General features: G+C 61.1%; 17 protein-coding genes. 14 read left to right on the top strand and 3 right to left on the bottom strand.

Going from position 1 to position 20,493, the window contains the following annotated elements; all coding sequences use genetic code 11:
• Nucleotide 1 precedes the first annotated feature (1 nt).
• The 4 genes from ACP8KU_RS09490 to eccB all read left to right on the top strand — a co-directional run bounded on the left by ACP8KU_RS09490 (nt 2) and on the right by eccB (nt 4,270).
• The gene (locus ACP8KU_RS09490; protein ID WP_005277080.1) at nt 2-1,012 is read left to right on the top strand and encodes a DNA-directed RNA polymerase subunit alpha; all 1,011 of its coding nucleotides are present in this window, start codon (nt 2-4) and stop codon (nt 1,010-1,012) included.
• A 67-nt stretch (nt 1,013-1,079) separates the two neighbouring features.
• The gene (gene rplQ, locus ACP8KU_RS09485) at nt 1,080-1,592 is read left to right on the top strand and encodes a 50S ribosomal protein L17 (protein WP_005277082.1); all 513 of its coding nucleotides are present in this window, start codon (nt 1,080-1,082) and stop codon (nt 1,590-1,592) included.
• Between the two features lie 419 nt (nt 1,593-2,011).
• Entirely contained in the window at nt 2,012-2,893 is an 882-nt protein-coding gene (gene truA, locus ACP8KU_RS09480; RefSeq protein ID WP_284897264.1) for a tRNA pseudouridine(38-40) synthase TruA, read from the top strand.
• A 93-nt stretch (nt 2,894-2,986) separates the two neighbouring features.
• Nucleotides 2,987-4,270, top strand: a complete 1,284-nt coding sequence (gene eccB, locus ACP8KU_RS09475; RefSeq protein ID WP_484483644.1) for a type VII secretion protein EccB — start codon at nt 2,987-2,989, stop codon at nt 4,268-4,270.
• A gap of 67 nt (nt 4,271-4,337) precedes the next feature.
• On the opposite strand, the gene ACP8KU_RS09470 is transcribed toward eccB, so the two are convergent.
• Together ACP8KU_RS09470 and ACP8KU_RS09465 are read right to left on the bottom strand one after the other, a co-directional pair.
• The gene (locus tag ACP8KU_RS09470; RefSeq protein WP_484483643.1) at nt 4,338-5,588 is read right to left on the bottom strand and encodes a S8 family serine peptidase; all 1,251 of its coding nucleotides are present in this window, start codon (nt 5,586-5,588) and stop codon (nt 4,338-4,340) included.
• Nucleotides 5,588-7,036, bottom strand: coding sequence for a ubiquitin family protein (locus ACP8KU_RS09465; RefSeq protein WP_278723663.1), 1,449 nt, complete (start codon nt 7,034-7,036; stop codon nt 5,588-5,590). The genes ACP8KU_RS09470 and ACP8KU_RS09465 overlap by 1 nt, the downstream gene beginning before the upstream one ends.
• A 152-nt stretch (nt 7,037-7,188) precedes the next feature.
• On the opposite strand from ACP8KU_RS09465, the gene ACP8KU_RS09460 reads away from it, so the two are divergent.
• From ACP8KU_RS09460 to rpsI, 6 genes are all read left to right on the top strand, one after another.
• Nucleotides 7,189-10,878: a type VII secretion protein EccC gene (locus ACP8KU_RS09460; protein WP_005277109.1), complete on the top strand. Its 3,690-nt coding sequence runs from the start codon at nt 7,189-7,191 to the stop codon at nt 10,876-10,878.
• On the top strand, nt 10,879-12,081 hold the full coding sequence (locus tag ACP8KU_RS09455; protein WP_484483642.1) for a type VII secretion-associated protein: 1,203 nt from the start codon (nt 10,879-10,881) through the stop codon (nt 12,079-12,081).
• Between the two features lie 133 nt (nt 12,082-12,214).
• Nucleotides 12,215-12,529, top strand: a complete 315-nt coding sequence (locus ACP8KU_RS09450) for a WXG100 family type VII secretion target (protein ID WP_005277114.1) — start codon at nt 12,215-12,217, stop codon at nt 12,527-12,529.
• A 44-nt stretch (nt 12,530-12,573) separates the two neighbouring features.
• Entirely contained in the window at nt 12,574-12,861 is a 288-nt protein-coding gene (locus ACP8KU_RS09445; protein ID WP_005277116.1) for a WXG100 family type VII secretion target, read from the top strand.
• A gap of 370 nt (nt 12,862-13,231) precedes the next feature.
• Nucleotides 13,232-13,675, top strand: coding sequence for a 50S ribosomal protein L13 (rplM, locus tag ACP8KU_RS09440; RefSeq protein WP_034653789.1), 444 nt, complete (start codon nt 13,232-13,234; stop codon nt 13,673-13,675).
• Entirely contained in the window at nt 13,675-14,217 is a 543-nt protein-coding gene (gene rpsI / locus ACP8KU_RS09435; RefSeq protein WP_005277123.1) for a 30S ribosomal protein S9, read from the top strand. The genes rplM and rpsI overlap by 1 nt, the downstream gene beginning before the upstream one ends.
• A 328-nt stretch (nt 14,218-14,545) precedes the next feature.
• Here the strand turns inward: rpsI and ACP8KU_RS09430 are convergent, their stop codons facing one another.
• Entirely contained in the window at nt 14,546-16,471 is a 1,926-nt protein-coding gene (locus ACP8KU_RS09430) for a BCCT family transporter (RefSeq protein WP_284899356.1), read from the bottom strand.
• 195 nt (nt 16,472-16,666) lie between these two features.
• Here ACP8KU_RS09430 and glmM point away from each other — a divergent pair, with 195 nt between their 5' ends.
• From glmM to ACP8KU_RS09410, 4 genes are all read left to right on the top strand, one after another.
• Nucleotides 16,667-18,010 carry a phosphoglucosamine mutase gene (gene glmM, locus ACP8KU_RS09425; protein ID WP_005277129.1) on the top strand — a complete coding sequence of 448 codons (1,344 nt, stop codon included), beginning with the start codon at nt 16,667-16,669 and terminating at the stop codon, nt 18,008-18,010.
• A 95-nt stretch (nt 18,011-18,105) separates the two neighbouring features.
• The gene (locus ACP8KU_RS09420) at nt 18,106-18,420 is read left to right on the top strand and encodes a hypothetical protein (protein ID WP_034653448.1); all 315 of its coding nucleotides are present in this window, start codon (nt 18,106-18,108) and stop codon (nt 18,418-18,420) included.
• On the top strand, nt 18,420-20,204 hold the full coding sequence (locus ACP8KU_RS09415; protein ID WP_484483641.1) for a hypothetical protein: 1,785 nt from the start codon (nt 18,420-18,422) through the stop codon (nt 20,202-20,204). The genes ACP8KU_RS09420 and ACP8KU_RS09415 overlap by 1 nt, the downstream gene beginning before the upstream one ends.
• A complete protein-coding gene (locus ACP8KU_RS09410) occupies nt 20,204-20,482 on the top strand; it encodes a hypothetical protein (RefSeq protein ID WP_023016768.1) in 279 nt (92 codons plus the stop codon). Before ACP8KU_RS09415 ends, ACP8KU_RS09410 begins: the two co-directional genes overlap by 1 nt.
• Nucleotides 20,483-20,493 lie beyond the last annotated feature (11 nt).

The following is a 20,493-nucleotide window of genomic DNA, read 5'->3' as shown; positions in this document are numbered from 1 at the left end:
AATGCTCATTTCCCAGCGTCCTCAGCTCACCGAGGAATTCATCGACTCGTCTCGTTCCAAGTTCGTTATCGAACCGCTCGAGCCGGGCTTTGGCTACACCCTCGGTAACTCGCTGCGTCGCACCCTGCTGTCGTCCATCCCGGGCGCAGCGGTAACCTCCATCAAGATTGATGGTGTGCTCCACGAGTTCACCACCATCAACGGTGTGAAGGAAGACGTTTCTGAGATCATCTTGAACATCAAGAGCATGGTCCTATCCTCCGACTCCGATGAGCCGGTGGTTATGTACCTGAGCAAGGAAGGCCCTGGTGATGTCACCGCGGGCGATATCCAGCCGCCGGCTGGCGTGGAGATCCACAACCCGGATCTGCACATCGCTTCGCTAAATGACACCGCTAAGCTGGACATTGAGCTCGTCGTCGAGCGCGGCCGTGGCTACGTCCCGGCTGCCGCAACCTCTGGGGAAATCGGCCGTATTCCAATCGACCAGATCTACTCCCCAGTGCTGAAGGTCTCCTACAAGGTCGAAGCTACCCGTGTTGAGCAGCGCACCGACTTTGACAAGCTGACTATCGACGTCGAAACCAAGAACTCGATTTCCGCACGCGACGCCCTGGCTTCTGCCGGCGGCACCTTGGTCGAACTGTTCGGCCTGGCACGCGAGCTGAACAACGCAGCCGAAGGCATCGAGATTGGTCCCTCCCCGCAGGAGACCGAGTACATCGCCGCCTACGGCATGCCTATCGAGGACTTGAACTTCTCCGTTCGCTCCTATAACTGCCTGAAGCGTCAGGAGATCCACACCGTCGGCGAGCTTGCAGAATGCACTGAGTCCGACCTGCTGGATATCCGTAACTTCGGTCAGAAGTCGATTAATGAGGTAAAGATCAAGCTGGCTAACTTGGGCCTTGCTCTGAAGGACACCCCTGAGGACTTCGACCCAACCCAGCTCGAGGGCTACGACGCAGAAACCGGTGACTTCAAGGACCCGGCTGCGGACGATTCCGAGTAAAGAATCACCCTGAACTGCGGCACTCGTTGCCGCGCGCTCAACTTTTACCGCACACGAGGAGTAAACAATGCCTACCCCGAAGAAGGGTGCCCGTCTCGGTGGCTCCGCCAAGCAGCAAGCTCACATGCTGAGCAACTTGGCAGCTAGCCTGATCGAGCACGGCGCCATCAAGACCACCGATGCCAAGGCGAAGGTTCTTCGCCCGTACGTCGAAAAGATCATCACCAAGGCTAAGTCCGGCACCATTGCTGACCGCCGCGCAGTGCTGAAGCTCATCCCGCGCAAGGATGTTGTTTCTCACCTGTTCGACGAGGTTGCACCGAAGTTTGAGAACCGTGAGGGTGGCTACACCCGCACCATCAAGCTGGACAACCGCACCGGTGACAACGCCCCGATGTCCCAGATCTCCCTCGTTCTTGAGGAGACCGTGACCTCCGAGGCTAACCGCGCTACCCGCGCTGCCGCTTCCAAGGCTGCTGAGGCTGAAGAGGCTCAGGCAGACGAGGCTGCGGAGACCGAGGCTCCGGCCGAGGACACCGCAGCTGAGAACACCTCTGCTGAGGAGTCCGAGGAGAAGTAATCTCCCTCGGTCACTGAATTCGCGCAGGCCCTAACGCCCTGCGTGGATTGCAGTTCCTACTCGCAGAAGTGGCGCATAATCGCCGCCTTCCCATTCTCTTTACGAAGAGACAGGGGAGGCGGCTTTTGTCGTTTTGGACTTGGAGCCTCAGGTACTTGGTCCCACTCCGTCGTCCCGCCCCTCGTCCCACTCCGTCGTGCGACTTCGCCATGCAGCGGACCACGCAACTTCCAATCCACAACGACAACTATGTACAACCTCCTACGCTCAACCTCCTATGCGCATCCTCCACTGCAATAACTGAGCAAATACGGCCTTCAGATATTGCATTTTCTGCTCAAAACGAACAGGGGAGGTGTAGCAGGAGAGGTTGCACATTTCGGGAACTCGCCGATGCCTCCGGTAGCATTAGGTCCACCATGACTGAAGCAGCAGCGATCGCAGATGAGGGACCAGCAGAAGGATTCGTTCGGATCCGGTTAGATCTGGCCTATGACGGCACCGATTTTCACGGATGGGCCAGGCAAAAGGGCGGACTGCGCACCGTCCAAGGCGTGCTCGAGGAGCAGCTAGCAATGATCGCTCGGACGGAGGTACCGCTGACGGTAGCTGGGCGTACGGATGCGGGCGTCCATGCTCGCGGGCAGGTGGCGCACGTGGATGTGCCGCAGGAGATGCTGGAGCAACGGTCCGTAGCAAATGATCCCGGGAAGTTGGTGCGCAGGCTTGCCAAGTTGTTGCCGGAAGACGTCCGGGTGCACGGCTGCGATTTCGCGCCAGAAGGTTTTGATGCCCGATTTTCTGCGCTGCGCAGGCATTATGTGTACCGGATAACCACCAGCCAGAGGGGTGCGCTGCCGACGCGGGCGCGCGATACGGCCGAATGGTTTAAACCGGTAGACATCGGGGCCATGCAGGATGCGGCGACGGCGCTGGTGGGTCTGCACGATTTTGCGGCCTTTTGTAAGGCCAAGCCGAATGCCACCACCATTCGCGAATTACAGGAATTTAGCTGGCAGGATGTCTCGACGCCGGAAGAACCGCAGCTCTTTGAGGCCCGGGTGACCGCGGACGCCTTCTGCTGGTCGATGGTGCGCTCTTTGGTTGGCTGTTGCTTAAGCGTTGGGGAAGGCCGCAGGGACGTCGACTTTGCCGAGGCGTTGCTGCAGGAAACCAAGCGCTCCTCTCGCATCCCGGTGGCACCGGCGAAGGGCCTGTCTTTAGTGCAGGTGGATTACCCGGAGGCGGGCGAAATGTCCGCGCGCGCGGATATAACGAGGGAAAAGCGCACGACCTTGTGAAAACACGCTGCCAAGTGGCAGGGGTGAGGAGCCTGCGCTAGCCTGAGGTCTGGGTTTATTTAGACTTTTCGGGGAATTTTCGGGGGGAAATTCATGGCACGTCCATTGCCAACGACCAAGGCCCAAGTCTCGGGTCATAAATTTTTACGCCGCCGCGTGGAACACGGGCTCGTGTTGGGCGATACCCGTATGATCCATGATCCGCTGGCCCGCCGCCGCAAGGCGATGATATTCGGCGGGGTAGGCGTGGCCTTTTTAGCGGTCGGCTCGGGCCTTTTGGCTTGGCTGCAGCCGAGCCCGCAGCCAGGGGATGCGCCCATCGTGCGCTCGGAGCAAGGCCAGCTCTTCGTGGACGTCAACGATACGTATCACCCCGTTCACAACCTCTCTTCCGCGCGGATCATCGCCGGCGAGGCGGCCGAGGCGCAGACCATTGGGGACGAGCATTTGCGCGAGGCCTCGTTGGGCACGCCGGTGGGGATTTCGGATGCTCCCGGCTATTTGGCCGCACCGGGCGAGACCCCGCAGCGCTCGTGGGCGGCGTGCCTTGCCGGCCACGATGAGCAGCCTGCCGATAACCCCACCAGCATCGATGGCCAACAGGTGGCCCAAGAAGAGGTCATCGTGGTGGCGGATCCGCCGCAGGAGGGCTTTGGGGAGGAGCGCGCCGCGCTCGCAGAAACGGATGGCACGCAGTGGCTGCTCACCGCGGACGGGCGCGTGCGCTTGCCCGATGCGCAGAGTACGGAGGGCCGGGTTATCCGGCGCGGGATTGGCATCGACGGGAGCACCCATGCCTGGCCCGTTCCCGCGGAGTTGCTCAATGCCTTTGCGGAGCAGCCGCCGCTGACGTTTCCCGATCCGCTGCCGGACATCATGGATACCGGGCAGGGTCAGTGGGCCCGGACGGACGAGGGCGTGGCCGAGCTTTCCTCCACCCAGGCAGACATGTTGGTTAGCTACGGTGCGACGCGCAAAGAAGCTTCGCCGCAAGAGGTAGGCGCGCTTGCCGATGCCCCCTTAAACTTCCGCCTGCCCGCCACCACCTTCGACTTCGTTGGTCCAGATGAGGGCTGGATGTGCGCCGATAGCGACGGTGGCGCAGCGACGGTCACCGAGAACCCCGGGACGGTAGCGCTCGCCGGTGAAGGCGTAGCGGATCGCTTTGGTGGGCTATCGGCAGGAGGAGTTGGCGTGGATACCGGGCATGGCTATCACGTTGTCTCGCCTACGGGGCAGCGCCATGCGGTGGACAATAAGGAACTCTTGGAGGCCCTCGGCACCGGTATTGGGGCGGAGGTTCCGTGGGAAATCATCCGGCTACTGCCAGAGGCTTCGCGCTTGGACCGGGACGAAGCCCTGCAGGTCAGCCGCTAGGCGGTGCTATCCCGCACCGCGCTTGATGCTCGTACTGACCAGCACGAGCAATAAAACTTACGCCGACTTACTCAGACTTCGGTCGGCGTAGCCCGCGAGCAATCGCCAGGCCGGTCAGCAGCAGGACTAACCCGCCGAGCACCCAGCCGGTTCGGCTCGCAGCCGGGGAGCGTTCGTCTTTGGCGGGCTGGATAGTCAGATCGCGCGCGGGTGCGGCATATTCGCCATCGATATGCGTCAGGGCGGCGAGCGGATCGATGAAACCGTTGCCGGGCTCGCCGGCGGAAAGCAGCCGTTGGCGTATATCGGCAGCGCTGGCGTCTGGGTAGCGCTCGGCTAATAGGGCGGCGGTGCCGCTGACTACTGGGGCCGCGAATGAGGTGCCATGGAACTGTGCCAGGGAATCCTGTTGGTTCTTCCCGTCCGCCCAGCCACCGGCGGGATTAAGCGCTAAAGGGACGAAGCCGTGGGCGGATAATTGTGGGCCATCGGCAGGCGTGAGGGAGTACTCGGCGAGTGCGTGGGCATCCTCTTGGGCGCTAACGGATAAAACGGTTGGTGAATCAGCGGGAAAGACGTGATCGCCTTCTTCGCAGGTGCCGGAGGAAATATTGCCGGAGGCTGCGATGACTACCGCGCCGGCATCTTCTGCGTGGCCGAGCGCCTCATCCAAGCGGGAGCTATCGATGCGCCGCGCGGTCTTCTCTGGAACGCAGGACACCACGGAAATATTGATCACCCGGGCGTTGTCCTCCACGGCATGATCGATGGCGCGGGCCAATGTGTCGAGCGAGCCGGTGGTGCTGTCCTCGTCGGACTCGCCGGCCGTGCCATCGTATTGGCGATAATGCGCGCTGGTTTGGCGGATGGCGCGGATCTCAGCGCGTGGGGCGATGCCAATATCGTGCCCGGAGATGATGCCGGCGACGACGGTGCCGTGCAGGTCGCAATCTCGGTGCGGATCCGGTTCTTCCGGAGTGACCAGGTCCGCGCCTGCGGTGAGATTCGGCAGCTGATCGTGGTGGGCAACGCCGGTATCGATGACGGCTACCTTTATGCCCTCGCCCGTGGCAAAGGAATGCAGCTGGGAACGGTAGGCGCGCTGGTCTGCGGAAGGTTCTGGCGCTAGGGGAGATGGATGCGCGGTGGCGCATTCCCGGTCCGGTTCCCGTGCGCCCGCGATGGGCGCGGTGGGAGCTCCTGTGATGAAATCGCCGGTTCCGGCGAGGACACATGCGGTAAGGGCGCAAGCAGCAAGCCTTGAACTGCCGTTGAACCCAGGTAGTGCGGAAAAACGACGCGAGCGGGTGTGGCCCATTATCCCAGCCCCCTGATGAGTTCGAAGATCCCGGCGAGGTGCGCGGCAAGCGGCAGGCAGGCGGCGATGGTGAGGGACTCAATGCGTTCGAACCAGGCGATGGTCGTTGGTTCCACCTCGCTCATTTTGGCCGTCCACAGTGGTGCGCTTAGCATCGCGGTAAGCAGGAGGGCCGCAACCACCGTTGGCGCCCAAGCGCCAGCAAGCCCATCTACGGCAATCGCATGCACGGCGCACAGGCAGGCGGTAAGACAGGCAACCATGGCGACGAGCATGAGAGCCCAGCTAGCAAGCACGCGCCCGTGACGCGCGGCGTGCATGACCACCGTTCCGGCAACGGAGACGCAGAGCGCTTGGACGAAGCCGAGCCCGGTTAATCCGGTGCCGAAAAGCACGGCGATGCGAGACCCGATGGTAGCGGCGGATCCCGCCTCGTCCACGGTCCCGTCCGTGGCCACGAGGGCGCCGGTGCCAGTGAAACTGAGCGCGATAAGGGCCGGGATGAGGCAGAGCGCGATTGCGCAGCAGATGCCCTCGTAGGCGTACCCGGCGCGGGTGGCGCGATCGTCCACATCGGGCTGAAGCTCATCCGAGACGGCGAGGTCTTGGCCTGCGGTGGGCAATTGCGGCACCTTGAGCCCCGCGGTGGCGATGGTCAGCGCGGGGGCGGTGGCAAGCACAATGACGCCTGCGATAACGGTGCCTGCGGCCGCCGCGGTACCGTGGCTCGTGCCGATGCCCGAATTTCCACTGAGCCCAGGAAGCAGGTAGCTCACGGACGCAATGAGCACTAGCCCGGCGATGGTGAGCGCGCCGGAGGTAATGCGTACCGTGCTTAACCGGGTGAGGTGGCAGGCCAATAACGCCGCGAGCAGGGTGGCGCTGGTGGTGAGGGCGGCATAGGGGGCATCGGCAAGCGCGGGCGAAATAAGTGCCCAGCCGCTCGCCGCCCCTGCCGCCAGGGTGAGCATGACAAGCGATAGCGCCCGCGTCCACAGTGCGAGCACGAAGGCCGCGATGGCGAGCCCGGCGCAGGCCACCGCTGGGAGCGAGAGTACCCAAGTGACGGCGAAGGCCGCGGCGAGCCCGGCCCACGCCCAGACGATGGGAATGGCGGAGGTGGTGTCGTCGCGGCTCTGGGCGGCGAGGGATTCGGCGGCGTCGCGGATTACGGGCGCGGGCCGCTCCTCGCGCGGGGCGAGCACCAGGATGGAGCCTTCCGCTAGCGGCGTGGCGGCAAGCGGTGCGGTGAGGTCGATGGTGCGCCCAGAGGCCGTGCTGGCGCGCCACGGCGAGGTGATCGCGGGTGCATCGACAAGGTCAGTAAGTTCTGCCATGAGCTCGCCGAGGCTGGAGCTTAATGGCAATGCCACGTCTGCTTCCTTGTGGAAGGAATCTGCGTGGATGCGGATGGTAAGGCGCATGTGATGCGCCGTTGGAGCGGTCATAATTCCCCCGAATTGTCTCATGATTGTGGGCATCCCCCTTGCCCAATGCCACATATTGTGGCTTACTGGTGGCGTCGTGTCCACCGCAGCGCGGGGAATCTTGGCAGGGGGCCAAGAGCGCTAAGCGTGTGGATCGGGGGAGGATTTTACCCATGCTTGGGATCGGGGAAACTCACATCGTGGAGCCATTGTCCATGCCGCTTCGGGACGCGCCACCGCCGCTTCCCACCGGCACCATCGAGGCAGAGGAAGTTCCGGAAGCGGTGCGCCCGCAGCCGGTGCCGCTGGTGCGCCTGCTGCTGCCCATCGTGATGATCGCCGCGATGTTGGGCATGGTGGCGCTGATGGTGTTGGGCGCGGGCGATTCGCGGCATATCAGCCCGGTATCCCTGATGTTTCCGCTGATGATGCTGGCCAGTATGGCCATGATGTTTGGGCCGCACAATAGCGGGCAGGACCCGGATGAAACCCGGCGGACCTACTTGCGCCACATTAAGGCGCTGCGGGAAAAGGCGCTGGATAATGCCGGTGCGCAGCGTGCGCACGAGTTGTATCGGCACCCGGATCCGGCGGGGCTGGAACCGCTGGTGGGATCGCGGCGCATGTGGGAGCGCGGGCCTGATGATCCGGATGCCTTGGAGGTGCGCGTGGGCACTGGGCCCACCACGTTGTGCACGCCCATCAACGTGCCTGATTCTGGTGCGACCGAGGACCTGGACCCGGTCTGTGCGGTGAGCATGCGCCAGGCCATCAAGGCGGTGGGTACCGTGCCGGATCTCCCGGTGGTGATCCAATTGCAGGCCTTTAGGTTTTTATCCTTTACCGGCGATAATGCCCGCGATACGGTGCGCGCCCTCGTCATGCAGCTAGCCCTGGCGCACGGTCCCGAGACCATCGGGGTTGAGGCCATCGGCGGCGAGTGGGAGTGGCTAAAATGGCTGCCGCATACGCGGGAGCCGGATAAGGCGCGGTTTCGCATTGTGCTTGTCGATGCCCTCCTTACCACCGGCACCGAAGACTTCTTCCACGGCGATTCTTATACCACCGTCATTGAGGTAGGCGGTGCGCCGTCATCCGCGTTGAGCCTGCGTGCGGAACAAGAAGGTTTGTGCCTCGTCGCGGCGGATACCCTGCAGGCGGTGACGGCCGCAGGCGTGGAAGAACTGGGAACACCCGATTATTTGGGCGCCGCCGCGGCCACGATTATGGCCCGCCGAATGGCGGTCTTCCGGCGCCCCGATAGCACCTCCGGGCGCCGGGGCAATGATTTGCTGGGGCTGCTTGGTTACAGCGGCGTGGATGAATTGGCCGCCAGCGGCATGTGGCACGGGCGCGATGGTGCCTCGCGGCTCATGGTGCCCATCGGCATCGATTCCATCGGGCAGCCGGTGACCGTGGATCTCAAAGAATCCGCGCATGGCGGAATGGGGCCGCACGGCCTATGCATCGGGGCGACGGGCAGCGGTAAATCTGAGCTCCTGCGCACCCTGGTGACCGCACTTGCCGCCACGCATAGCCCGGATGAACTCAATCTCGTGTTGGTAGATTTCAAGGGTGGTGCGACCTTCCTAGGCTGTGATCGCCTGCCGCATACTTCTGCGGTCATTACCAACCTTGAAGAAGAATCCACCCTGGTAGAGCGCATGTACGATGCCATTTCCGGGGAGATGAACCGCCGCCAAGAACTCCTGCGCACCGCCGGCAACTTTGCCAATGTGGGCGAGTACAACGCTTCTGCGGATGCCGTGCGGGACTATGGCCCCTTGCCGGCGCTGGTCATCGTCGTCGACGAATTTTCCGAGCTCTTGGGCCAGCACCCGGACTTCGCCGAGCTCTTCGTTGCCGTGGGGCGCTTGGGGCGCAGCCTCCACGTGCACCTTCTTTTGGCCTCGCAAAGGCTCGAGGAAGGGCGCTTGCGGGGGCTAGATTCCCACTTGTCCTACAGAATCGGCCTGAAAACCTTTTCCTCCGCCGAATCCCGCCAGGTCCTTGGCGTGACCGATGCCTACCACCTTCCCGGCCAACCCGGCGCCGGTTACCTGAAATCCGATGCTGAGGACCTCACCCGGTTTCAGGCCTCCTACGTATCAGGGCCGCTCGCGCGCCGGGCTGCACCTAGCTCGGGGATGCACGCGGCCACGGATCGGGATGGTAACTCCGCAGGCCCGCCACGCCGGGTGGAGCTTTTTACAGGATGGGCGCAGGACGATGCCGCTGCACAGAGTTCTCCTGCTGTGGTGATGGATGAATCCACATCGGTTCTTACTGAGGTGGTTCGCGCCGCCGGCGAAGAGGCCGCCGCGCGCGGCCAGGAGGCCCACCGCATTTGGCTGCCTCCGCTGCCGCCGGTCATTGAACTATCGTCCCTCGATATGGAGGGCGCGGAGTCCACCGCAGCGGAACTATCCGCGCCGATCGGGATTATCGATAGGCCGTACTACCAGCGCCAAGACCAACTAGTCATCGACTTTCACCAACACGGCGGCCACCTTGCCCTGTGCGGGGGACCGCAATCCGGCAAGTCCGGTGCGCTGCGCACGATAGTCTCCTCCTTGGCGCTTAACCGGCGGCCGGAAGATATCCGCTTTTATGTCATCGACTTGGGCGGCGGGCAGTTAGCGGCCCTAGACCGGTTACCGCACGTTGCCGGGGTAGCCGGGCGCGAAGAAGGCGAAAAGATCCGCCGCATCGTCGATGAGGTCGCCGGGTTTATTCGCCGGCCGGAATCGCGCGAGACCTTCTTGATTATCGATGGCTGGCACCACATCGGTCCATCCAATGCGGAGTTTGAGGATTTAGCCGAATCCATCACGGATATCGTTGCGGACGGTGCCTCCGCCAACGTCCACGTTGTCATCGCGACCTCCCGGTGGACCACGATGCGGCCGGCGATTAGGGATCTCATTGCGAACCGCCTCGAGCTGCGCTTGGGTGAGGCACTCGATTCGCTTATTGACCGCAAGCTGCAGCAAAAACTGCCCAGCGCGCCGGGCAGGGGGCTGACACAGGCGGGCGAAAATATGCTGCTCGCGCATACCTCGAATCAAGATATTGCCCATATCTGCCGCGTGCATGCGAACGCCGTTCCCGCCCCGCGCTTGAAGATGCTGCCGGCGGTCCTGACCCCAGAGGCGCTCGCCGCCCATGGCGAAGCACCTACTGGCGGCATCCCGTGGGGCATCGGCGGGCGCGACCTTTCCACCTTGGCGTGGAATCCGGAGCGCGAGCCGCACCTAGTTGCCATCGGCGCCCAAGGCTGCGGCAAGTCCAATTTCTTGGCACAGATAATGCGCGGGATTAGTAGCCTTCCGCGGGAGGCGGCGCGGCTGGTGGTCATCGATCAGCGCCGCGCCCACCTGGGCACGCTGGATCAGGACATGGTGGCGGCCTATGCCGCAACGCAATCAAGTGCGCAGGAGGCAATCGTTAATACCGTGCGCACGCTGGAACAACGCTTGCCGGGGCCGGATATCACCCCAGAGCAACTTGCCGCCCGCGATTGGTGGGAGGGCCCGGATATTTACGTGGTGATCGATGATGCGGACTTGGTCAGCGATATAGCCTTGGCACCCTTAATCGATCTTCTGCCTCATGCGCGGGACATCGGCTTGCACATGGTCATCGCCCGAAAATCCGGCGGCATTGGCCGGGCGCTGTTTGGCCAATTCTTTTCCGCGGTGCGCGATCTGCAACCCGCATTCCTGCTTTTCGATGCCGACCGCGACGAAGGCACCATCTTCGGCCTCAAGCCCAGCCACCAGCCGCCCGGGCGCGGGCAGTGGAGCATCCGCGGCGAAAACCTGGGAATCGCCCAGGTGGTTTACGGGGAAGGAGAAGAATAAATGTCTACAGAAACGCCTATCTCCGCAGCAACGGCAACGATTACGGTGACCGTTATGGATGCGGCCACCATCTTTGAAGGCCCAGAAACCGTGTACCGCTACGATCTTGCTGGGACCGGCATCGTAGAAGGCAAGGCACTCGGCCACGTCATGGACCAGATCGCGAAGATCGCTGGATCCGCTTGGCCGGACGTGGACGTATCCGTCATCGCGGATCCCTCTGGCACCGCCTTCTCCCGCGAGGCCGTCACCATTCTTACCCGCCAACTCGATGTAGCCGGCGCCCGCGTGCGACAGCAGGAAGCAACACCCGCACCGGAATCAACTCCAGCACGAGAGGCTGAATCGGCTGCGGGCGAGGCAGGGGCACCGTCGGCAGTAGCGGCGGCATCGGCACTTGCGGATGCCCTAGAATCCGCGCCCACCGCCCAGATGGATATATCCATGGAACACACGGAATCAGGAATGGAAACCGAGACCGGCACCGGCACTGGAACCGGAACTGGAAAGCGAGCAGGGAAGGAGAGGGGAACGAGCACGCGGTGGGCCGATAAGCTGCGCGGCTGGATAGGTGCCATCGATATGTTTCATGTCGCCATCGTCGTGGTGATCCTCGCCGTCGTCGGCGCCTCGTGGTGGGCCATGGGGGCGAATGCGTCCGATAATGAGGACGGCGGCGAGGCCGGCACCGCCGCTGGAAGTGCCACCGCTGCGAGCGCCGCCGACTCCGTGCCAAAGGAAGAATCCGGTGGTGGCAGCGATGGCAACGCGGACGCGGCTGGCGACGCGGGCGGTGACGGCGAGCTCAACCCAGGCGAAAAGCGCCTTGATATCGAAGGGCTCTCCGTCGTCCTTCCCACCGGATTTCAGGCCACTGTGGAGGAAGGCCTAGTGACCGCCACAGGAGAAGACCCTGATTTAAGGATTCTCTTAGCGGCGGACTCGCTTTTTAACGTGCCGGCCAAGGCGCTCTTTGGTGAAATCAAAGCGCAGGTAGACAAGGATCCGGAACTGCGCGATGTATCCGAGGACGCAGGGCGTTTGCACTATGTAGAAGACCCCGGCGATGGCTCCGTTGTGGAATGGACCATCTGGGAAGATACCGGCCACCACATGTCGGTGGGGTGCCATACCCGTCATAATGCCAATGCCGTGCAAAAAGCCGCGTGCCGGATGGCCACCGAATCCCTGAGTAAGAAATAAACAGAAAAGTTTTTAACGTCCCGGGAACCAAATGGGTCTGAGCACAGTCCAATAACGGTGAGAAAGCACAGAAGCTTTTTCGGGGGAAATCACACTCAACATCTCTTCCCGCCCTAAGGAGGGGCGCACTGTTATGTCTCAGACTTTTAAGACACAAGCCGATGTCATGGTCTCTACCGCCGGCCGCGTCGATAACACCAATGACGAGGTCCAAGGCGAGCTCACCCGCCTGCAGGGTGTAGTTGATTCTGTCCGCGGCAGCTGGGCCGGCCAGGCGCAGGTTTCATTCGATAACTTGATGCAGCGCTATAACACCTCCGCGCAGCAACTGCGCGAGGCATTGACCTCGATTTCTGAAAACATCCGCAGCAATGCCCACAACTTTGACAACGTCGAAGCCGAAAACACCCAGGCCTTCTCCAATGTTGGCGGCGGCCTCGCCCTGTAACCCAGCCACCTCCACCAGCAACTTCGAAAGGAAGCATTTTTCCCATGTCCGAAATTAAGTACCAATTCGGCGCCATCTCTTCTGCCGCAGCTGATATCAACGCCACCTCCGGCCGCATCAACAGCACCTTGGCCGACCTCAAGTCCCGCCTCCAGCCCATGGTGAGCACCTGGGAAGGTGAATCCGCAGTGGCTTATAACCAGGCCCAGGCCAAGTGGGATAAGGCAGCACAAGAACTCAATACCGTGCTGGCAACCATCTCCAAGACCGTGTCCCAGGGCAATGACGCCATGAGCGATGTCAACCGCCGCGCCGCCGCTAGCTGGGGCTAAAGCACTGTTGGCAGTATCTATTTAGCGTGCTTCCTTAGGCGAAGTAGAAAGGGGGACGGGCGGTGCCTGTGCCCGTATCCATCCGGCAGGAGGCGAACGCAGCCGCCGCCCCTTAGCGCTAATGACAAAAGCTAACCGCAAACTGCCACATAGAACCGCTTTTACCGGTGCCTTTTCTTCCTGAGAAGGTGCCGGTTTCGGCGTTTTGGTCTTTTCTACCGGCAGCGGCTAAAGTTGTAGCCCTATGTGTTCGCTCGTCGGCAAGCAGCTGGCGAAGCGCTTCCTGCAGGTCTCCACCGGCCGCTGTTGGGAAGCGAATGGATGCTTAGCGCTGGCCGGCAGTTCCGAGACAGACTTTCAAGGAGTCATTTTGTCTACTTTCCACCCAAAGAGCGGTGACATCACCCGCAAGTGGTACGTCATCGATGCTACTGACGTGGTGCTGGGCAAGCTTGCTTCCACCGTGGCAGACCTGCTGCGCGGCAAGCACAAGCCACAGTTCGCACCCAACGTTGACACCGGTGACCACGTGATCATCATCAACGCTGACAAGATTCACGTTTCTTCCACCAAGCGCGACCGCGAAATGCGCTACCGCCACTCCGGTTACCCGGGCGGTCTGAAGTCCATGACCCTGGGTCAGTCTTTGGACGCCAACCCGGTTCGCGTTATCGAAGAATCTGTTGCCGGCATGATGCCGCACAACAAGCTCTCCCGCGCTTCCATCAAGAAGCTGCACGTCTTCGCAGGCGATGAGCACCCGTACGCCGGTCAGAAGCCGGAAACCTTCGAGTTTAAGCAGGTGGCACAGTAATGGCTGAGCAGAACATCGACAACAATGTAGCCGAGGCTGCTGACATCGCTGCAGCAAGCGCCGCTACCGAAGAGTTCACCAACACCATCGGTGATTCGTTGGCTAGCGCCAACGCTGAGACCGAGGCAGAGGTTGAGGCCGCTGCTCCGGTTCACGAGGGCCCAATTCAGACCGTCGGTCGCCGTAAGCGCGCCGTCGCTCGCGTTCGCCTCGTCGCTGGCTCCGGCCAGATCGTAGTTAACGGCCGCGAGTTCGCTGAGTACTTCCCGAACAAGCTGCACCAGCAGGACATCCTCACCCCGCTGACCCTGCTGGACCGCGAGAACCAGTTTGACCTGAAGGTCACCGTTAACGGTGGTGGCCCAACCGGTCAGTCCGGTGCCCTGCGCCTGGCTATCGCTCGTGCACTGAACATCTACAACCCGGCTGATCGCTCCACCCTGAAGAAGGCTGGTTTGCTCACCCGTGACGCTCGTGCAGTTGAGCGTAAGAAGGCTGGTCTGCACAAGGCACGTCGCGCACCGCAGTACTCCAAGCGTTAATCTCGCTTCTACTGCGCGCGCAAGCGCCATACATTGCCGCTGCTTCCCATTCTGGGAGGCGGCGGCATTGTCGTTTTATCGCTCTTGGCGGTGTCCCTTTCGGTTGGGCCGGCCAAACCCCGCCTGGCCGGCCTCTTGAGGCTTAGCCTTGCGCGAGACAAAGGCGCTCAGCTCGGGTCGCGATGAAGCGCTCGCACGCCGCAGCGCGCCACGGACTGTAGGGACAGAGAAAAGCCCGCCTCTCATCGCGGTGAGCGCTAATGCGCAGCGCGATGGAGGCGGGCTAGGGACCTAGAGCCTAGAGGAGAAGGCCGGTTAGGCAGGGAGATTATTCATCGTCTTCTGCGTCCTTGCCCTTGATTTTCTTCTGTGCAAAGTCCTTGAGCTCGGCGCGGCGCTCTTCGCGGAGGGCTGCCTGCTCTGCGAGGTACTCATCCGATGCGTTGATGGTGTACCACTCGTGGAGGTACGGGTCATCGTTTTCAATTTCAGCCCCAGCACCGTGGTTTTCTGGAACGGCAGAAGAGCTGAATACGAAGTCGCCATTGTGTTCTTGGAGGCCCAAGTGGGTGCCGCGCTCGATGGCAGCATGTGCGTATTTCCTGCGCAGTATTGCGGGGTCGCGTGCCAAGTCTTTGCCCCACGCCACCATGATGCCGATGAGGATGAAGGTAAACGGCAGCGAGCTGGAGACCATGATGGACTGCAGGCCGCTGAGCGCATCCTTGCCGGCGATGAGCAGCAGGGACAAGGAAATGCCACCCAGGGCAACGCCCCAAATAACGGAAATCGATGTCGAGGGGATTGGTCGACCTGATTGGGACATGGAGCCCATGACGTTGGTAGCGGAGTCAGCGGCTGTATTGAAGAAGACGACCACAGCGAGGAGGACGATGACCGTGGTGATGCTAGATAGCGGCAGCGATCTCATGAGATCGAACATCACATTCTCGCCGGAACCTTCGATCTCGATTCCGTCTCCGTCCAGGTGGGTCTTAATTGCGGTGGCACCAAAGATGACGTACCAGAAAAGCGACAGGGTGGTAGGCACGAGCATGATGACGAAGACGAATTCGCGAATGGTGCGCCCGCGGGAAATCTTCGCGATGAACATGCCGACGAAGGGCGACCAAGAAATCCACCACGCCCAGTACAGCATGGTCCATGCGGTGACGAATTCCTTTTCCGGTTCACCCTGGGAGGCCGACAGGGACATCATGTCTTCGAAGTGCTTGAAGAACTGCAGCAGGGAGGCGGGAAGCAGGTCCAGAATGTAGAGCGTCGGCCCGGTGATGAGCACGAAGACCGCGAGTCCGATGACCAAGCCCATGTTGATATTGGACAGGATGCGGATGCCGCGCTTGATGCCGGACATTGCGGAAAGAATGAAAAGGATGGTGAGGATCGTAATGATCACCACCATGATTCCGTTGCCTTCGAGGGGCTTGCCGGTAAGGATAGAGGTACCCGTACGGATCTGCAGCGCGCCGATACCCAGGGAGGTCGCCGTGCCGAAGAGGGTGACCAACACTGCGAAGATATCGACGATCTTTCCAAATACCCGGTTATTCGAATCCGTAATGAGGGGTTCAAATAGCGAGGAAATGAGCGGGATACGGCCGCGTCGATAAGCGGCATAGGCAAGCGCGCCGCCCACCAGCGCAAAGATCATCCATGGCAACGTCGCGTGGTGCAGCACTGCCTGGGCAAAGGCAGGAAGGATGGCTTCTTGACTGCCGGATTCGACGCCGGAGAGATAAGGCGGGGGAGTCAAGAATAGGGCAAGCGGCTCCATCGGGCCGTAGAAGACCAGGCCGATTCCCATACCGGCGGCAAAGAGCATGGCGATCCAGGCGTTCCGGGAGAAATCAGGCTTGGAATCATCGGCGCCGAGCTTAATTTTTCCGGTTGGGGCGATGGCGATCGTCAGCAGGAATGCCGTGGTGGCAATCATGATGATCGTAAATAGCCATCCAAAGTTTTGGACGACCCATGCCCGCATGGTGCTTCCTGTGTTTGCCAGATTATCTGGGGCAATGATGGCCCACAGGATGATGGCGAAGGTTGATGCCAAGGCTACCGCAAAGACGGTTTTATTGGTCTTGAAATCTGCGCGGGTGTTTTCGACACTTACTCCGGGAATGAGGGCTGGATGAATAGCGCGTTCCCCAGAAGCGGCTTTCGCAATGGCTGAGCGAGCCTTCTGCGAGGTAGTTTCAGGTGACTTGTCACCTGAAGACCTAGGTTCGTTCATCGTTGATCCTCTCTAGGGCAAAAGAGTGAAGTATAACCTAGCTAATAATTTCATATAAATGCCAAAAAGTACGACTTTAAGCAAATTTTGCTTTTCATCACAAGGACATTTTTCGTGATGTTGGTTACCTAATTAGCCCGCTTGCCGATGCCCCAAACATGCGACCCGCGGGACTAACAAGGCATAATTGTCTGCATGACTCGACTATTTGGAACCGATGGAGTTCGCGGCCTCGCGAATAAAAAGCTGACTCCCATTTTGGCCTTGACGCTGGGACAAGCGGCTGCGGAGGTCTTTACTGCGCAGCGCGAATCTTATGAGCGCCGCCCCTTGGCAATCATCGGCCGTGACCCCCGCGTATCGGGCGAGATGCTCGATGCCGCCATCGCCGCTGGCTTGGCATCCCGCGGTGTGGACGTTGTGCGCGTGGGGGTGCTTCCTACCCCAGCCATCGCCTTTTTGACGGATGATTACGGAGCGGATCTCGGCGTGATGATCTCTGCCTCCCATAACCCGATGCCAGATAATGGCATTAAGTTCTTCTCCGCAGGCGGCAAAAAGCTGCCGGATAGCGTGGAAGATAAGATTCAGGCCGCGATGGATAACCTCGTTGAGGAGGGCCCGACGGGCACCAAGCTGGGCCGCATTATCTCGGAGGCGCCCGATGGCCGTGAGCGCTATCTAGCGCACCTGAAGGAGGTCGTCTCCACTGACTTGAGCGGCATTAAGGTGGTCGTGGATACGGCCAATGGCGCGGCCTCAAAGGTTGCTCCGAGCGCCTATGAAGCAGCAGGCGCTGAGGTCATCCCGATCTATCACCGGCCCAATGCCTTTAATATCAACGAAAATTGTGGTTCCACCCATATTGAAAAAGCCCAGGCAGCGGTGCTTGAGCATGGTGCCGATTTGGGCCTTGCCCACGATGGCGATGCGGACCGCTGCCTCGCCGTCGATGCCGAAGGCAACGTCGTCGATGGCGATCAGATCATGGCCTTGCTCGCGGTAGGGATGAAGGAAGACAATGACCTGCGCTTTAATACGCTGGTGGCCACGGTCATGTCCAACCTGGGCCTGACCCTCGCCATGGAAGAACAGGGCATTGAGGTCCGCCACGCGGCAGTGGGCGATCGCTATGTGCTCGAAGAGCTCCACCGCGGCGATTTCTCCTTGGGCGGCGAGCAATCTGGGCACGTCGTGCTTCCCGATGACTCCACTACTGGCGATGGCACCCTCACCGGCCTTTCCATCATGGCGCGTATGGCCAAGTCTGGAAAGAGCTTGAAGGAATTGGCCTCCGTGATGACCGTATTGCCGCAGGTGCTCATCAACGTTCCGGTATCCAATAAGGCAGCGATCATGGATTCTGCCGAGGTCAAGCAGGCCATCGTCGAGGCAGAAGAAGAGCTCGGGGAAACCGGCCGCGTCCTGCTCCGACCCTCTGGCACCGAAGAGCTGTTCCGCGTCATGGTGGAAGCTGCAGAAGAGGAACATGCCCGCAAGGTGGCGGGTAGGCTTTCTGCCGTCGTCGCCTCGGTATAGGCAGGAAAATAAGAAGTACCGGGAACCATTTGGTATAAACCCCAGTCCAATGAAGGTGAGCACACTTACCGCATATGGATTTGGGGATTATACCGATGTCTGAGGTTTTTCTTCGCCCCGCAGAGGCGATGTCCGCACTACAACAAGCTATAAGCGCCAACGATGAACAGCGCCAAGCCCACCGCGCCGATGTTCCAGACTTTCCCGTTGCCGCGGCTGGGCGGAATTTTTCCGGCCACGGGGAGCGCATACGCAGCATCCTCGCGCGCATTCATGACAATGGAACGTGGCGCTTAGACAATATCTCTGCCACGGGCCAGGCAGCGCACGATCAGATGCGCGCATTCGCCACGTACGATGCCGGCTTTAGCCGCTCCTTTGCAGGAGAAAGCGGAAAGGCAGTGGACTAATGAGTACGTTGACTAAGTCGCTTTTAGGGGATTATTCCGCCGCCATTTCGCAGTTCCAACTGGCCTGCCTGGGACATTATTCCGGCCCCAGCATGCCCTTGGGGCTTCTGAGTGAGCTCATCAGCGCGGTAGATGGAATCGCCCCACAAAACATTCTGCGCCATACCATTTCCGCGGTGGGCGGCAATCTCCCGCACGGTGGTGGAAAGGGGCTTGCGGATTTCTTGCGCACTGACGACTCCGATGTTGCTAACGGCACCTTGCGCGAGCACCTGACCGGCATTCAAAAAGACTTTGATATCCACCGCGATGAAGGCAAGCAGCTTACTGACTCTGCCAAGCAATGCTCGGGCGCTATTTCCGATGTCGTCGATACCTCCGATACCGCACTCACCGAGCTGATTTCTGCGGTAATCCCACTGCTCAATATCTTGTCCATGGTGGCTACCAGGCACCCGCTGGCCAAGTTCATTATTCCCATCGTCTCTACCATTGGTGCGAAGATCATCGATGACACCAATGACTCCATCGCTAGCACGTGCCGGGACCGCGATGATGCCATTGAATCCTGCTATGACGAGTTTGAGTCGCGCTGCGAATGCGTCTGTGAGCGGCCTCTTCCTGAGGAATGCCCCGAGCCGGCAGAGGCCGAGGAGGATTCCTGCCCACCACCGGTGGAAAAGTGCCCAGATACGCCAGCTCCCACGCGTCCGATGCCCGATGGCGGGGGCGACACCACTTCCAACCCGCCACAGCCAGCGCAGCCGACGCAACCCGCATCTACCGCTGAGTGCCCACCCAAGCCGGAACCGATGCCAGAGCCGACCCCGGAGCCAAGGCCAGACCCGAAGCCAGACCCGAAGCCGGCACCGCAACCGCAACCCGCGCCCGAGCCGAAACCAGCTCCCGAGCCGCAACCGGAGCCGAAACCAGGACCGGCTCCGAAGCCGGCTCCTGAACCCGCACCTGAGCAGCACCCTTCCGGGTGCCAGTGCCAACAGTGCCGCGGTTTCGTAAACGAGCCGCCTCGACAGAACGAATCCACGACCACTCCGGCGCACGCAGATCCGAATCCTGAGCCGGAACCCAAACCACAAGACTGCCCACCAGAACAACAGGAACAACCCGCACCGCAGCCAGAACAGGACCCAGTACCTGAGCCTGTGCCGGAAGATTCTGAATGCGAAAAAGAACCAACAACACCGGCTGCCGTGGAAGATGATGCGGCCTGTGACATCGAGTCCTCCTGCAGCGGCAGCTTGGGAATCGTCGGTGCAGGAATCGCTTTGGTGGGCGTAGGCCTCATCATTGAGGGTGCTGCGGAGTGCCTGGAAAATATCGCCGATGCAGATTGCCCAGAGCCTGAACCGGAACCTGCGCCTGAGCCGGAACCCGAGCCCGCACAGGAGCCTGAACCAGAACCTTGCCCTGAACCAGAACCAGAACCAGAACCGGAGCCGTGCCCAGAACCTGAGCCGCAGCCCGAGCCCGCGCCTGAACCCTGCCCGGAAGACGGAACAATTGAGCCACCTCCGGAGCTTTCCCAGGTGGAAGAGCCGGCCCCGCCTCCAGAAAAGGTACAGCACCTGCAGGCAGCGGAAGCCGCTGGAGCTGGAGCACCTGCGCCAGAGCCGCAACCTCAACCTGAGCCTGCACCAGCGCCTGCACCGGAACCTGCGCAGCCACAGGCCCCAGCCCCGCAACCAGCCCCGGCCCCCGAGCCTGCGCCAGCGCCAAGCTCAGATGAACCATCCGTGACTGCACGAAAGGCAGGGCAGTGGTAATGAATAACGATTTCGCAGAATTCGCGCAGGGATTTCGCGAGCGCACCGCGCGGCGCATGCTGGAATTTGAAAAAAGCCTGGCTAAGGCCCAAGACGAGCTAGAAAAGTCCACAGCCAAGGCCGTGCAGCAGGCCAAAAATGAGCAGCGCGGGGGAAGGGACGGTGATGCGGTGGGGCATCGGCAAGCAGCTGCTGGAACGTGGCGCCGAAATAGTGCTGCCCCAACGCGTGTCAATAACGCATCGGGGCAGGTGAAATCTGTGCTGCGACGTGGATAGGTCTAGTTCAG

It is taken from the genome of Corynebacterium sp. LaCa_282, assembly GCF_057198125.1.
Note: the sequence above shows the minus strand (reverse complement) of the source record. Positions and strands in the feature narration are given on the sequence as shown.

Excerpts from the sequence above, each read along its gene's own strand:
- ACP8KU_RS09490 (WP_005277080.1), top strand. The coding sequence starts at position 2 with ATGCTCATTTCCCAGCGTCCTCAGCTCACCGAGGAATTCATCGACTCG.
- rplQ (WP_005277082.1), top strand. The coding sequence starts at position 1,080 with ATGCCTACCCCGAAGAAGGGTGCCCGTCTCGGTGGCTCCGCCAAGCAG.
- truA (WP_284897264.1), top strand. The coding sequence starts at position 2,012 with ATGACTGAAGCAGCAGCGATCGCAGATGAGGGACCAGCAGAAGGATTC.
- eccB (WP_484483644.1), top strand. The coding sequence starts at position 2,987 with ATGGCACGTCCATTGCCAACGACCAAGGCCCAAGTCTCGGGTCATAAA.
- ACP8KU_RS09470 (WP_484483643.1), bottom strand. The coding sequence starts at position 5,588 with ATGGGCCACACCCGCTCGCGTCGTTTTTCCGCACTACCTGGGTTCAAC.
- ACP8KU_RS09465 (WP_278723663.1), bottom strand. The coding sequence starts at position 7,036 with ATGACCGCTCCAACGGCGCATCACATGCGCCTTACCATCCGCATCCAC.
- ACP8KU_RS09460 (WP_005277109.1), top strand. The coding sequence starts at position 7,189 with ATGCTTGGGATCGGGGAAACTCACATCGTGGAGCCATTGTCCATGCCG.
- ACP8KU_RS09455 (WP_484483642.1), top strand. The coding sequence starts at position 10,879 with ATGTCTACAGAAACGCCTATCTCCGCAGCAACGGCAACGATTACGGTG.
- ACP8KU_RS09450 (WP_005277114.1), top strand. The coding sequence starts at position 12,215 with ATGTCTCAGACTTTTAAGACACAAGCCGATGTCATGGTCTCTACCGCC.
- ACP8KU_RS09445 (WP_005277116.1), top strand. The coding sequence starts at position 12,574 with ATGTCCGAAATTAAGTACCAATTCGGCGCCATCTCTTCTGCCGCAGCT.
- rpsI (WP_005277123.1), top strand. The coding sequence starts at position 13,675 with ATGGCTGAGCAGAACATCGACAACAATGTAGCCGAGGCTGCTGACATC.
- ACP8KU_RS09430 (WP_284899356.1), bottom strand. The coding sequence starts at position 16,471 with ATGAACGAACCTAGGTCTTCAGGTGACAAGTCACCTGAAACTACCTCG.
- glmM (WP_005277129.1), top strand. The coding sequence starts at position 16,667 with ATGACTCGACTATTTGGAACCGATGGAGTTCGCGGCCTCGCGAATAAA.
- ACP8KU_RS09420 (WP_034653448.1), top strand. The coding sequence starts at position 18,106 with ATGTCTGAGGTTTTTCTTCGCCCCGCAGAGGCGATGTCCGCACTACAA.
- ACP8KU_RS09415 (WP_484483641.1), top strand. The coding sequence starts at position 18,420 with ATGAGTACGTTGACTAAGTCGCTTTTAGGGGATTATTCCGCCGCCATT.
- ACP8KU_RS09410 (WP_023016768.1), top strand. The coding sequence starts at position 20,204 with ATGAATAACGATTTCGCAGAATTCGCGCAGGGATTTCGCGAGCGCACC.